The following is a 13454-nucleotide window of genomic DNA, read 5'->3' on the forward strand; positions in this document are numbered from 1 at the left end:
ATTTTGATGCAATCACTAAGGATACAAATAAAACACAATCTCTTTATCTCCATACTTATAGAAAATTTTATAATATTTAACCGGCTTATTTAAGGGCATATTTTGCTGATTAAAATTCTGATCATAATTCTCTTAAGCAACATTTATCAAAACATATTTTTATTTGAACAATCATCTATCCATGCCATTCATGAGTTTGATAGGCACTCATTCCCCGCACTACTTCGCCAATACATTCAAGGTTTAATCGACATTTTTGAGCCAAAATTTTTGTTTTTATATAATCTTTTGGAGCAATGCAAAAAAGCATTTCATACTCTTCCCCGCTTTGATAAATTCGTTTTCTTGGGCAATAAAGTTTAAAGTGAAGCTTGTTGATTTTGGAGAGACGATTAAGTTCAGTGGCTATTCCATCAGAAATATCTATTCCCAAATGTGCAAAACCTGCTATTTTTTTGATAAATTCCCCACGCAACAAGGGATAAAAAAAACGTGATTTTTTATTTCCCCTCCCTCCTCTCAAGAGTTTTATAAGCTCTTGATAACTTTCTCCAATTTTTCCGGTATGGACGATTAAGTCCCCTATTTGTGCCTTTTTTCTAAAAAGTATTTTGGGGCATCCTTCTCCTATCATACTAATAGCAAACCCCAATTGACTCCCCCCAATGGTATCTCCTCCAATAATTTTAATTTTAAATTTTTTGCAAATTTTTTGTATTCCCAATACCAATTCATCTATAAAGAAATTTGAAATATCTTTTGGTAAAGATATGCCTAAAATAACATATTTAGGAACTGCATTCATAGCTAAAATATCTGAAATATTAACTAAAAATGCCTTTTGTGCAACCTCACTTGGAGAAAACCATCCCCTCTTAAAATGCACCCCCTCCCAAAACATATCCATTGCATAAACAGGCATAGAAATATCATTAAAAAGACAAAATTCCTCGGATGGAAATAAAATAGATTTTTTGTTACAAAAAACGACTCCATCATCTCCGATCCCCTTGGTGATATTACTTTGAATCAATCTCCGAATAAAATAAGATTCTTTGTCCAACTTACACCATTTTCATACTCATATCAATCCATACGCTTTGATGGATCAGCGCCCCAATACTGATAGCATCTACACCACTTTTGGCATATTCAAGCATAGTTTCTTTTGAGATTTTTCCACTACCCTCAAGCAAGACAGAAGGACAATAAAGATTTCTAAAAGCTACGACTTCTTTGATAGCCTCAGGCTTCATATTATCGCACATTACAATATCAGCTCCGGATTCCATAGCAATTTTGGCAAATTCTAATCCCTCGCATTCTACTTCAATTTTTGCCGTCCATGGAATATGTTTCCTAGCCTCATGTATTAAAGATTTTAAATCACCTTCTTTGATATGCTTAAGATGTGTATCTTTGAGCATTAACGTATCATCTAATCCCATCCGATGATTTTTTGCACCTCCATTGCGCACTGAGTATTTTTCAAAATCTCTCAAAAGGGGTCGCGTCTTTCTTGTATCTAAAATCGCTATATCAATCCCTCTAAGACCTGCAACATAACCGGCTGTATTGGTTGCAATACCACTAGAATGTTGGAGAATATTCAAAAGTGTGCGTTCGATCTTTAGCAATAGCGTATAAGAAGCCTCTAATTCAAGCAAAATATCTCCGGAAGAAAAACTCTCTTTATCTCCGACTCTCCATTCACAAGCTATATTACAAAGACCAAAAAGCTCACAAGCATATGCCTGTCCTGAAAAAATCCCATCATCTTTGGCGACAACCCTAGCTTTTGTTAAAAAATCATTTTTTACCAAACGTTCAAACAAATCTCCGCGTCCCAAATCCTCACTCAATGCACTCTCAACAAAGCGTCTTTTACTTTCTATCATTAAGATAACTCCATCATCCTATCCAAAGCTTGCTTGGCAAGTTTAGATATTTTTGAATCAATCACAATTTCATTATAAATCTGCCTTTTTTTGTATGCTTGCAATACCTCCACAATATCATTTAAAGTTGTCTCATTCATGGTCGGGCATTCAGGTATTGTCCCGGAAAGGACAAAAGTATTGTTGCTACCTTCATAAGGAGGTCGCAAGCGATTGACAAGATTAAATTCAGTGCCTACAACAACTTTTTGAAAAGGAGGGAGAGCATGCACATATTTGATAATCTGGCTTGTAGAGCCAACAAAATCAGCCATTTCTACGACATCAGGACGACATTCAGGATGCACGACGACCAAAATATCAGGATATTTTTCTCTAAAAAATTCTACATCAGAGGGCATAAACAATTGGTGTACCGAACAAAAACCGTTATAACAAACTACATCTGCCTTTAGTACTTTTTCTTTAGAATCTACGCCCAAAATAGCAGATTCCAACCCATCTGCCCTTGCAAGATTTTCACCCAAACATTTATCAGGTAAAAAGAATATTTTTTTATTTTTAGCTTTGGCAAAATCAAAAATTTTTTTAGCATTGCTACTTGTGCAAACAAGTCCTTCCATTTCACCCACTTTTGCTTTGACTTCAGCATTAGAATTAATATAAGTAATGGGCAAAATTCTATCTTTAATGATCCCATACTCTTCAAAAAGCGCTATACTTTCATCAAAGTAATCGCTACTGACCATCCTTGCCATAGAACAACAAGCGATTTTTGGCATAATCACACTTTTTTGAGGAGCCAAAATTTTGACACTTTGACCCATAAACCCTACCCCACAAAATACAATTAAATTTTTTTCACTCCGAGAAGCCTTTTTAGCCAATTCCAAACTATCACCCGTTAAATCTGCGATTTCTACAATATCATCTTTTTGATAAAAATGAGCTACCAATAAGCCATCTAACTCTATCAAAAGCTCTCTAATTTGTTTTTTAATTTCTTGCATATACTTCCTTTAGGACTTTCTTATATCCTTTCTCTAAACAAATATCCCTATTGTATCGCCAAATTTTACACTATTTTCTTTTAAAGCAGTTATTTTTATATCTTTCATAAATAAAACAATCGTGGAACCCATTTTAAATAATCCCAACTCCTCGCCCTTTGAAATTAAAATAGGATTGGAATAAACATAAACTATATTTTGATTGGCTATTTTATTTGTCTGTATTTTTGGTTCAAAATGCAACACCATCTGCCCTACATTTAAAGCTCCTACAGCCACATAATACATCATTTCTCCTTTTTTGTCTCGCCCAACCACTACAACGCGTTCATTTTGTATAAACAAATCAGTGTTTTTTTTCAAAGAAGGTTGATTGACACTAAGAAGTTTCCCGGCAAAATAACGCACTTCAAGAATTTCCATATCACAAGGAGCATGATAGTGATGATAATCTTTTGGGGAAAGATAAAAATTTAAATAACTATACCCCTCTTGTAAATCCTGTTTCAACCCCAACAATGCCGCAACACTATAAGCCATACCCTTAATTTGAAGCGCCCTATTCTCTTGAACTTGGGCATATTGCGTGATCAAACAATCACAAGGAGAAATCAGACATTCTTCAGAAGTATCAAACTTCCTGGAAACCTTTAAAGATCTGGTAAAAAGCGCATTCAAACTTTTATAAGACTGCAATGAATCAAACTCATTCAAATCAATATCAAAAATTTTGACATAAATACTATTGATCACTTTTTGAATCGCCCGAGGAAATTCATAATTAGCAAATCTCCCAAAATATCTCGAAACACTATTTGTAATGCCCATTATTCTTCCTTTTGATAAATTTGCCAAAAAGGCACATCAAACAAATCCGGTGCATTCAAAAGCATTTCAAAAGGCTTGAAACGCTCTTTATAACCCATACAATAATGATTTTTAATCCAATATCCCGGATAAAAATATTTGAATCTTTTTTCTTTGGCAACCCTTATTTGAGATAGAATATTAAAAGTACCAAGACTCAGATGACTCTCATGATGATCATAAAAAAAATAAATTGCAGACATGCTATCTAAAAACATATCTACAAGCCCTACACCCACAAGTTTATCATCTAAATAATATGCAAATTCATAACCAAAATCCATAAATCCTGCAACAAACATATCCTGATAACTCATTGCATCAATTCCCTTATACTCCCAACCCTTTTTTGTAACCATATGTCGGTGGTATTTATCATACAGAATAAGACGTTCATTATCGACAATGGGTTTTGAAATCACAAGTTTGATAAATTTATTTTTATTCAAAACACGTTTATGATTTTTGCTATATTCAAAAACATCTACTAATTGACGAATCGAAATGCAATCATTGCAATAGGGGCATACAGGGACAAAAAAATATCTTCCAAATCGCCTCCAACCCCGTTCAAGCAAACCTCTATAAAAATAAGGACGACATTCTTCAATATACAAATAATAAAATTGGCTTATTTTTGTTTTGATATAACTGCAAGTTTTTTGTTCTGAATAAAATTCAACAATTCGCATTCTATAAAAAACTTTTATTTAATATCTGCAAGTTTCAAAGTAAATTCTACTTCACCTCGTCCAACCCTAAGCTCTTTGGCGATAGAATCAATGCTCCAACCATCTTGAAACATTGCAACAATACGTTTCTCATCCACATCATTCCCGCTTGAAGAAAAATGCCCAAATTCTCTCACCTTACCCTCAAGTGAAATAATCTTTTCTTCAAAATAGTCCCTATCTTTATCTAGTGTTTGTTGCATATTTTGTATATGAGAATACAAGTTTGATAAACTTGAATTTAAATTGCTTTTTACTTCGTCTTTAATATTATTTCCCAATGTAGAATTTGCAAACTCTGCTTGCATCTCATTTTCTTGAATCCACTTTCTTGTTTTGTAAATTTCCTTACTCAATGCCTCAATTGCCTTCTCAAGTCGTTGCGTTTTTTTGAGTGATTCTCTATCTTTGATATAATTATACAAAACCAAAAATACCAATACTAATAAAACTAACCCCGATATGGCTAATAATAACTCATCAGAACTAAACTCCATTTATATATCCTTTCTTTTATGTTGAATTCTCAGATTTTCTATTTCTTTATTTGCAATATAAGTATCAAAATCTTGAATATCTCTTTGGTGCATTTGAGTAATTTTGAGTATTTCCTTATCAAATGCCTCTACGAATATGCCTATATAACGTTGTGGAAATACCGGAAGCTCAAACCTCATATAATACTTTTGCCCTCTTTTGAAATCTGCATTTTCTAAACAAACCACCCCATGCCCTAAAGCACAAATAATCCCCTCTTGTTTTAGGGGAAGGAAAGTTTCTTCGTGATGTTGGATTAGATTTTCTAAATGAACAAGTTTTTGATAAATCCTTGTCAAAATTTCTATGACTATTCCATCTCCATCTTGAATTTTATTTTTTAGTTTCAAATGCTCCAAATAATGATTGAAACCATCATTTCCCATATCAGCTAACTTTAAATATTCCTGCTCACATGACTTTGATACCTCATCATACCAAACATTCAAGCAACAAGAAACAATACGGGTATAAATGCCATTTTCTTTACAAATCTTTCCATAATCACATCCCATGAGTTTTGCCTATGCCATCAATTAAAATAAAAATAAAAAATACAAAACCCAAATAGCCATTTGTTACAAAAAAAGCCTTAGGAATATTTTTAAAATCCAAACTTACTAAATACTGCTCATACACAAGCATTATTATTGAAGCCAAAAGTCCTATATAAGCAAAAATCCAACCTTGAGAAAATCCTATAAATAATGCCCAAAAAATAACAGCCAAAACATGAAACACTCTGGAAATAATGAGTGTTTTTCGCTCTCCAAAAATAGCAGGGATAGAATATAACCCTTCTTTTTTATCAAATTCAATATCTTGAATCGAATACAGTAAATCAAACCCTCCCACCCAAAACACCACCCCCATAGCTAAAAACACACTCCATAGAGTTATCTCTCCTGTAACTGCAATAACCCCTGCAATAGGAGCTAATCCCAAAGAAATACCCAAAACCAAATGTGCTAAATAACTAAATCTTTTTGTGTAAGAATATCCCCCCAGAATAATCAAAAAAGGGATAGACAAATAAAAAGCCAATTCATTGATATAATAACTCACCCCTATAAAAATCATTGCATTAAAAATACAAAATAACAAAACTGAAAATGGAGATATTCTACCATCTACACTAGGTCTTTTGTCTGTTCTGGAATTTTTTATATCAATATCACGATCGCAATAACGATTAAAACCCATTGCAAAATTTCTCGCACTTACCAAAGCCAAAATACACAAAAACAAAATTCTAAAACCAAACCATATGCTATTGTTTATCTCTACAGAAGCCACAATCATCGCAATCAAAATAAATGCACCCGAAAAAATTGTATGCTCAAAAGCAACTAACTCGCTAAATTCTTTAAACTTTTTAAACACTCTTTATTCCCCTATAATCACTTAATACCCAATGAGACAACTTTTTTTAGACCCTCAGAAACACTCATATCTGATCTTTGTAATTGATCATTTTTTACTCGAAGCAAAATACCTGATGTAGGGTTGGGAGTTGTAGGGACAAAAACCCAATAATACCCTTCTTCTTCTTTTGTGATGAAACCTATCACACTATTTCCGGCCAAATCAACATAAGCCACACCCAAATAATTGTCCCCACCTTTTCCTGAAAACATTTTAATCACATCTTTTAGAACTGCATAAATCGTAGCTACTCCGGGAATCTTGCTAATAATAAATTCAGAAACTTTAATTAATAAAAATTCTTTATTTTTTTCAAACAAAAACCCTGCATAAATAAGCAAGAGCACCATAACAATCAAAATACTAATTGTCGCGCTTATGCTATTAGCAGTAGTATTAAAAATAATTTCAACAAAGCCTTTAATAAAACCAAAAATAAAAGATAAAAACCAAAGCAGGATAATAATAGGCAATAAAACCAAAATTCCCTTGCCTATAAGCCTAAAAATTGTATTCATTGCTTTCCTTAATATTTTGATATATTTTACAATTTTTTGACTATAAAAAACTATAAATATTTTAAAAGCAAGAAAATAAAAAATCCTACACTCAAAGCATTTAAAAACCAATAGGCAATTTTTGATTTGAATGCATACAAAGAAATACCCACATAAAAAATTACCCACCAAATAGAAGTATAGTATTCAATAACAGGGGGTTTTACCAACAAAGCTTTTAATAAAAAATAATCCAAAAAATCTCCCAATCTCAAAAAATGTGATACTAAACTTAATGGGAAAAAAATAATAAATAAAATACTCACCGGAATCGAAATAAACTGATAAGGAGAAAAATAAGGGAAAAAATAATGCACAATAGAAGTAATATTTAGAAAAATGGCTATATCAAAACAAATCCAATAAGGAATTTTGGAAATTTTAGGAAAATGCTTTATAAATAAAAATATATAAAATACTCCCGCAACAGACAAAATAAACCCTGCATTCAAAACCAATGCCGGAAAAAAAGCGATACAAAATAAGCATACAAAAAACAATAAAGAAAAACTGAAAATTCTAATCCCGCTAAAATAAACAAAAAATCCAACTATTGCCATTATAAAAGATCGAAAAAAGGAAGGTTGATAATCCAGAAGCAACAAATATCCAAACATAAAAATCAAAACCAATCCCCCCAAATCATAAGCTTCATTTCGATAAGAAAAATAACGCCTTTGAAAATAACGATAAAATGGACGGAATAAAACATATAAAAAAGTGCTCAAAATCCCCAAATGAAATCCGCTAATGGCAATAATATGGGCTAAACCCAAAGCATTTGATATTTCTCTCCAAGATTTATCCAAAGGATCAGCAATAAATAAGGCGCGATAAAGATTCCCTATGAGATTGTGTGCATTTCCATCGTTTTGATGTTGTGTATCAATATAGGAGCGTATCTTGTCCCTAAAGTCCCGCTTGTGAAGCAGCGAAATACTATAGGCATTAATATAACAACTCTTTAAAAATTGCATAAAACTACATTCCCTAATTTGTCCATACACTCGCACATAACGATTAGCAATCATTTTAATATCTTCTTTGGAAATTGTATAAAAAATATTTCTTTCTAAATCCATGAGTTTCAATACAAAATAATGATCTGTTGCATTTTGATTGTATTTTGAAGTTTTTTTCTTAAATTTTTCATATTGTAATAAAACTTGTGCATGAATCTCTTGAGGAGAGGAAAAATCGATTTTTGAGAATTCATAATATTTATGCCCCAAACTATAAACAAACACAACAACTAAAATTCCAATCACCCAAGACCACTCCCTTAGACCACTGATTAACTCAATATTATAAGGAGAGGCGCTAAATTTATTCACTACTTAAATATTAACAGCATAAACAGAAGAATCATTGTCTATTTTGGTAGGAGTATAAGCAATTTCACTCTCATGCGCAATATCTTCAAAACGAGTAAAGGCTTTATTAAATTGAATTTTAATTGTGTTTGTTTCTCCATTCCTGTTCTTTGCCACAATAATTTCAGCAGGCTCAATTCCCCCACCCCTATATTCATCTCTAGCTTTTTTAAGTTCATCCTCATAAGCTTTGAGTGCCTTATCATTGCCTTCTTTTTTCAGTTTGGCCAGTTTTTCTTTTTCGCTTCGTTTTTTATAGACTTCATCGCGATACAAAAATAAAATAATATCGGCATCTTGCTCAATCGCTCCAGACTCCCTCAGATCTGACAAAATAGGACGTTTATCCTCTCTACTTTCTAAAGATCGATTCAGTTGGGAGAGAGCAACAATAGGGATTGCTAACTCTCTTGCTAAGGTTTTAAGCCCTCGACTGATTTCACTAATTTCCTCTTGTCTTGCCATGTCCCCTCTTCTGCTACTTCCATTACCCATTAATTGCAAATAATCAACAATAGCAACTTCAATATCCGGATTTTTACTTTTAAGCTTGCGGAGTTTGGATCGCAGTTGATTAATACTCAAAATACTCCCATCATCAATAAATAAATTTTTTGAACTCATCACTTCTGAACACCTGGAAAGTTCCTGCCATTGCATATCATCAAGATTACCAACTTTTAATTCTTGCAAAGGAATAGAACTCATAGACGAAAGCATTCTAAGCATCAAGTGTTCTGCAGGCATTTCCAGACTAAAAACAGCTACTCCCTTATTTTGATTAAGAATCGCTTGAGCCATATTCAAAAATAAGGTCGTCTTTCCCATTGAGGGTCTTGCGCCAATGATAATCAACTCTCCCTTATTGAATCCTGTTGTAATCTTATTGAGTTCTTTAAATCCGGTATTTAAGCCTGTAAGGACACTATTGCCTCTTGCTTTCATCTCTTTTATAAACTCAACCGTGCTATAAACAACCTCCTTGCTTGCTTTAAAATCGCTCTGAATACTCTTGATAGAAATATTATAAATCAACCTCTCAATATCATCTAGTATTTCCTCGCTATTTTCCCCTGTATCAAGAGATTTTTCCCGAAGGACATTGGCTAAAGTATGAAGCTCTCTTTTAATAGAGATATTTTTAAGCTCTCTAATATAAGCCTCAATATTGGCAATTGGATTAGTAGAGATAATAAACAAGAACTCTTCATCGCTAATTTTTCTATTTTCGGGAATTTTGGAACGTATAAATTCTTCATCCAGGGGCAAATCTTGTCTAAAAAGTTCCAAGCAAACTTCAAAAATACTTCTATGGGGAATATGAGAAAAATCTTTGGGCTCTAATAAATCTGCAATTTCATCAAACTTACTTGGATCAAAAATAATTGAAGAAATAACGACACGTTCAATATTAATAGAATGGCTATTTGGAATTTCAGGCATTTCTTACTGCTTTATTTCTAAGATTTTAAATTCTATCATTTTCATTCATTTTCACTGCTTAATTTTTGGACTTTCTTTTAATAAAAAATCCTAGCGCACAAGCATAAATCACAAGAGCAAAAATTAAAAATAAATTTAAAAGCCCTACTTCATTAACAATGGGCTGGGTAATAAAAGGAGAGGCAAATTGTCCAAAAAAGATAGCGCTTGCCAAAAATCCCAATGCCCTTGCACGTTGAGATTCAGGAGCTATAGACATCAAATAAGAACTGTTATTGACAATAATCATCCCCCCTCCGGCTCCTAAAAACATCAAAGAGATAATGACAATAATATAATTATGAAAAATAAACAAAAGTAAAAAACAACTCCCCATTAAGAATAAACACAAAGCATAAACTTTGTTAATACTCAAAATATTTCTCAAACGATTATAAAATAAAGAAAATACTCCATAGGCAATAGCTGATGCTGACATAGAAATCCCGACAATATCGCTGCTTTTATGGAGATAATGCACAATAAAAAAAGGAATTTGAGTAGGAGAAATATAATAAACTACAAGACAAAAAAAAGCCAATAAATACACAGGAAGAAATCTGAAAAAATTGAATTTTTGCGTCTCTTCAATGACAATGTTTTCTATATGAAATTTTAATTTCCTAGGTTCAAAAAGCTTCATAGAAGCAAAAATAACAATCACAATACCCAAAAGATATACCAAAAATGGATACCGCCAATCAATACTGGAAAGATAACCTCCAAGACTAATAAAAATAGCACTCCCTACCGAAGTTGCAAAACCTTGCAAGCCAAGTGCCTTTTGTCTATCAATCCCACTATAATAATCCCCCACCAAAGCGCTAGCGCTTGTCATTACAAAAGCTGTGGCGATGCCAAAAATTGCCCTGGATACTAAAATCAAATAAATATTATCCAGAAAAAATCCACTCCCACCTGCAACACTCCAAAGTATCATCGCAGGAAATAAAAATTTCAATCTCCCAAATCTATCCAACAATGCCCCACTTAATGGAGAAAAAAACATAACAAAAAGGGCCGGCAGGGTCAAAATAAGTTTGGACAAAAAATCAATACCGGAAATCATTTTAAAATGATCTTCAAGAGCAGGCAAAGAAGGTGCAATTACCACACTACCTAATACCGTCATTGAGGTAGTCGAAAAAAGGGCTATTTTAAAAAATGGTTTTTGGACAATCATTTTAAGTTTATTTTCAAATTTAGTAGGTATTTTTGTCCAATCACCTTGATCTTTTATGCCACTTTGCATCTATTCTCTCTTTGTATTTTATGTAGATAATCCTTTGAAATTTTATCTCATAAAAACAAATTTTACAAATAATTAAATTATATTTTTAATATTTTCTATTAATTTTAATGGAGTAAGCCCATAAGTTGATTTTTCTAATCTCGCAGCAAATGAATGTGCTAAAGAAGCGCTGATAGCTGCCTCCGGCAAATCATAACCTTGAGCTACCAAAGCCCCAATCATTCCTGCAAGCACATCTCCACTCCCACCCTTAGATAAATTAGGAGTTCCAAAAGTATTGATATAAATTTTATTATTTTGTGCAATCAAAGTATTTGCACCTTTTAGCAAACAAACAATATGGGGATATTTTGCACTAAATTCTCTAAGAATTTCTATTTTGTTTTTAAGAAGTTCTTCCACACTCATTTCTCCAAATTTACATATTTTCAAAAGTGAAACAAATTCTTTAGGGTGTGGGGTAAGTATCAAACGCTCATAATGATCTAAAATCTTAGCCATATCTTGGAGATAAAACACATCAGCATCTAAAACGCAAGGAGATGTTTCTAACATTTGATACAAAATTTCCCCCACCTCCCCCATACCCATCCCAATCACACATGCACTCGTATTTTCGGGAAGTATTTGAGTATGCATCAACTCAAGGGGGGCGATAAAATCTTTACCCATGACACTCACAAGCCCCGCTCCAAAATACAATCCCGCCATTGCACTTAAAAGACCTGCCCCACTTTTTTGACCGACATAAACACAAAGATGTCCAAAATTTCCTTTATGCACATTCAATACTTTACGATCCGGCAATTTCATGTCTGTTTTTTCAAGCATTTGAGTATTAGAGCTAATTTCATATAACTTTTTGCTCACTCCCAAATCCCCAACTACCACATTTCCAACATAATCTTTAGCCGCATCACTAAAAAGAGAACTTTTCAAGGCTCCCATACTCACAGTCCAATCAGCCCTAAAAGCGACATTGCTTATATTGCCATCTAAATCAATCCCACTAGGGACATCACAAGCAATTTTTATCCTTCCCACCTTATTCATATCCGAAATGAGCTTGCACATATCGGGTAAAAGTTCTCCGGCCAAACCACTTCCAAACAAACAATCTACAACCACATCACAAAATAATATTTTTTTTATCTTCTCAACACCTGCCTCCATAGCACGATCATATTGAAGTTGGCACATTTTTGTCTTGGGTTCTTTGGCTACAAAAACTCTCACACAATAATCTCCCATCAAACGTCTTGCAAGCCCATAGCCATCTCCTCCATTGTTCCCCCCTCCACAAACAATATTCACTACACTCCCTTGATGAGTAAGTTTTGAGATTAATTGATGGATGGAATTTGCTGCATTTTCCATCAAAATATCTTCATTTAAAAGATATTTATCTACCGCACGTTTGTCCAAAACCTCTAAGCTTCTATAAATATTTTGCATCTTATATCTTTAATCTTTTTTAGAAATTTGGGGAATAAATTCAAGAGACAATGAATTCACACAATGCCTTATATTTTTATCTGTATAACCCTCACCCACGAATACATGCCCTAAATGCCCCTCACATCGAGCGCAAATAATTTCCACTCTCCTGCCATCCTCATCAATTTGGTATTTGATCGCCCCTGCTATCTCATCATCAAAACTAGCCCACCCACAATTTGACTTGAATTTAGTCTCTGAGGTATAAAGCTTTAAGCCACATTGTTTGCACGCATAAATACCCTCTTGAAAAAAGTCATTATATTTACCGCTAAAAGGGGGTTCTGTTGCTTTTTGAATTATAATTGCATATTCTTGGGGATTTAATGGATTCATCAGAATTCCTTGCTTTATTTATAAGAATAAATATACCATAAAAGCAAGAATAAAATATATTTTTATAGATACAATAAAAAAAGATAAAGATATTTTAAAAGTATCCTAAGCAATTCAGGAAAAAATCCTGAATCAAACAAATTCTATAGTAGCCATCAAAGAAGCATCGCCTCTTCTTAGACGTGTTCTTTGAATCCTTGTATAGCCACCTTTTCTATCAGCATAGCCGGGAGCAATTTCTGCAATCAACTTCTTCGTAGCTGATTTATCCTGCAAATAGCTAAAAATAAATCGATGGGAATTAAAATCGCCCACTCTTGCTATGGTTACTAATTTTTCAATATAAGACTGAAGTTCTTTTGCTTTAAAAACCCCTGTTTCAATTTTTTTATGTTCAATCAGAGCAATAGCCAAATTCTTCAACAAAGCTTTTCTATGGGAAGAAGTTCTGCCAAGTTTTCTATATCCGTGATTATGCCTCATAATTTC

At 33.1% G+C, this 13454-nt stretch carries 15 protein-coding genes; all 15 read right to left on the minus strand.

The features are described 5' to 3' along the window. Positions 1–175: 175 nt before the first annotated feature. The 15 genes from BKH45_RS04045 to rplQ all read right to left on the minus strand — a co-directional run bounded on the left by BKH45_RS04045 (position 176) and on the right by rplQ (position 13448). Positions 176–1063 carry a thiamine-phosphate kinase gene (locus tag BKH45_RS04045; RefSeq protein ID WP_095274198.1) on the minus strand — a complete coding sequence of 296 codons (888 nt, stop codon included), beginning with the start codon at positions 1061–1063 and terminating at the stop codon, positions 176–178. A 1-nt stretch (position 1064) separates the two neighbouring features. Beyond that, positions 1065–1898, minus strand: a complete 834-nt coding sequence (gene nadC / locus BKH45_RS04050) for a carboxylating nicotinate-nucleotide diphosphorylase (RefSeq protein ID WP_095274199.1) — start codon at positions 1896–1898, stop codon at positions 1065–1067. Next, positions 1898–2908 carry a quinolinate synthase NadA gene (nadA, locus tag BKH45_RS04055; protein ID WP_095274200.1) on the minus strand — a complete coding sequence of 337 codons (1011 nt, stop codon included), beginning with the start codon at positions 2906–2908 and terminating at the stop codon, positions 1898–1900. The genes nadC and nadA overlap by 1 nt, the downstream gene beginning before the upstream one ends. Positions 2909–2941: 33 nt before the next feature. Beyond that, a complete protein-coding gene (locus BKH45_RS04060) occupies positions 2942–3739 on the minus strand; it encodes a phosphatidylserine decarboxylase (protein WP_095274243.1) in 798 nt (265 codons plus the stop codon). Further along, positions 3736–4467: an arginyltransferase gene (locus BKH45_RS04065; RefSeq protein ID WP_095274201.1), complete on the minus strand. Its 732-nt coding sequence runs from the start codon at positions 4465–4467 to the stop codon at positions 3736–3738. Before BKH45_RS04065 ends, BKH45_RS04060 begins: the two co-directional genes overlap by 4 nt. Positions 4468–4481: 14 nt before the next feature. Further along, positions 4482–5003 carry a helix-turn-helix domain-containing protein gene (locus BKH45_RS04070; protein ID WP_095274202.1) on the minus strand — a complete coding sequence of 174 codons (522 nt, stop codon included), beginning with the start codon at positions 5001–5003 and terminating at the stop codon, positions 4482–4484. After that, positions 5004–5558, minus strand: coding sequence for a hypothetical protein (locus BKH45_RS04075; protein ID WP_095274203.1), 555 nt, complete (start codon positions 5556–5558; stop codon positions 5004–5006). It lies immediately after the preceding gene. After that, the gene (mqnP, locus tag BKH45_RS04080; protein ID WP_095274204.1) at positions 5548–6426 is read right to left on the minus strand and encodes a menaquinone biosynthesis prenyltransferase MqnP; all 879 of its coding nucleotides are present in this window, start codon (positions 6424–6426) and stop codon (positions 5548–5550) included. Before mqnP ends, BKH45_RS04075 begins: the two co-directional genes overlap by 11 nt. A 17-nt stretch (positions 6427–6443) precedes the next feature. Then, positions 6444–6986 carry a DUF502 domain-containing protein gene (locus tag BKH45_RS04085; protein WP_095274205.1) on the minus strand — a complete coding sequence of 181 codons (543 nt, stop codon included), beginning with the start codon at positions 6984–6986 and terminating at the stop codon, positions 6444–6446. Positions 6987–7036: 50 nt separating this feature from the next. Then, positions 7037–8293 carry a ComEC/Rec2 family competence protein gene (locus tag BKH45_RS04090; RefSeq protein WP_095274206.1) on the minus strand — a complete coding sequence of 419 codons (1257 nt, stop codon included), beginning with the start codon at positions 8291–8293 and terminating at the stop codon, positions 7037–7039. Between the two features lie 69 nt (positions 8294–8362). Beyond that, positions 8363–9841 carry a replicative DNA helicase gene (locus tag BKH45_RS04095; RefSeq protein ID WP_095274207.1) on the minus strand — a complete coding sequence of 493 codons (1479 nt, stop codon included), beginning with the start codon at positions 9839–9841 and terminating at the stop codon, positions 8363–8365. Between the two features lie 58 nt (positions 9842–9899). Beyond that, on the minus strand, positions 9900–11132 hold the full coding sequence (locus tag BKH45_RS04100; RefSeq protein ID WP_095274208.1) for an MFS transporter: 1233 nt from the start codon (positions 11130–11132) through the stop codon (positions 9900–9902). A 72-nt stretch (positions 11133–11204) separates the two neighbouring features. Beyond that, the gene (locus BKH45_RS04105) at positions 11205–12587 is read right to left on the minus strand and encodes an NAD(P)H-hydrate dehydratase (protein WP_095274209.1); all 1383 of its coding nucleotides are present in this window, start codon (positions 12585–12587) and stop codon (positions 11205–11207) included. Between the two features lie 9 nt (positions 12588–12596). Then, positions 12597–12965 (minus strand): methionine-R-sulfoxide reductase, encoded by a 369-nt coding sequence (locus BKH45_RS04110; protein ID WP_095274210.1) that lies wholly within the window; start codon positions 12963–12965, stop codon positions 12597–12599. 132 nt (positions 12966–13097) lie between these two features. Further along, the gene (rplQ, locus tag BKH45_RS04115) at positions 13098–13448 is read right to left on the minus strand and encodes a 50S ribosomal protein L17 (RefSeq protein WP_095274211.1); all 351 of its coding nucleotides are present in this window, start codon (positions 13446–13448) and stop codon (positions 13098–13100) included. Positions 13449–13454 lie beyond the last annotated feature (6 nt).

This window comes from Helicobacter sp. 11S03491-1, assembly GCF_002272835.1.
In the GTDB taxonomy this organism is placed as follows: Bacteria; Campylobacterota; Campylobacteria; order Campylobacterales; family Helicobacteraceae; genus Helicobacter_J.

Bases quoted from the DNA above. Each gene is read 5' to 3' on its own strand.
- nadC (WP_095274199.1), bottom strand. From the start codon at position 1,898: ATGATAGAAAGTAAAAGACGCTTTGTTGAGAGTGCATTGAGTGAGGAT.
- nadA (WP_095274200.1), bottom strand. From the start codon at position 2,908: ATGCAAGAAATTAAAAAACAAATTAGAGAGCTTTTGATAGAGTTAGAT.
- BKH45_RS04065 (WP_095274201.1), bottom strand. From the start codon at position 4,467: ATGCGAATTGTTGAATTTTATTCAGAACAAAAAACTTGCAGTTATATC.
- BKH45_RS04070 (WP_095274202.1), bottom strand. From the start codon at position 5,003: ATGGAGTTTAGTTCTGATGAGTTATTATTAGCCATATCGGGGTTAGTT.
- BKH45_RS04075 (WP_095274203.1), bottom strand. From the start codon at position 5,558: ATGGGATGTGATTATGGAAAGATTTGTAAAGAAAATGGCATTTATACC.
- BKH45_RS04085 (WP_095274205.1), bottom strand. From the start codon at position 6,986: ATGAATACAATTTTTAGGCTTATAGGCAAGGGAATTTTGGTTTTATTG.
- BKH45_RS04095 (WP_095274207.1), bottom strand. From the start codon at position 9,841: ATGCCTGAAATTCCAAATAGCCATTCTATTAATATTGAACGTGTCGTT.
- BKH45_RS04100 (WP_095274208.1), bottom strand. From the start codon at position 11,132: ATGCAAAGTGGCATAAAAGATCAAGGTGATTGGACAAAAATACCTACT.
- BKH45_RS04105 (WP_095274209.1), bottom strand. From the start codon at position 12,587: ATGCAAAATATTTATAGAAGCTTAGAGGTTTTGGACAAACGTGCGGTA.
- BKH45_RS04110 (WP_095274210.1), bottom strand. From the start codon at position 12,965: ATGAATCCATTAAATCCCCAAGAATATGCAATTATAATTCAAAAAGCA.
- rplQ (WP_095274211.1), bottom strand. From the start codon at position 13,448: ATGAGGCATAATCACGGATATAGAAAACTTGGCAGAACTTCTTCCCAT.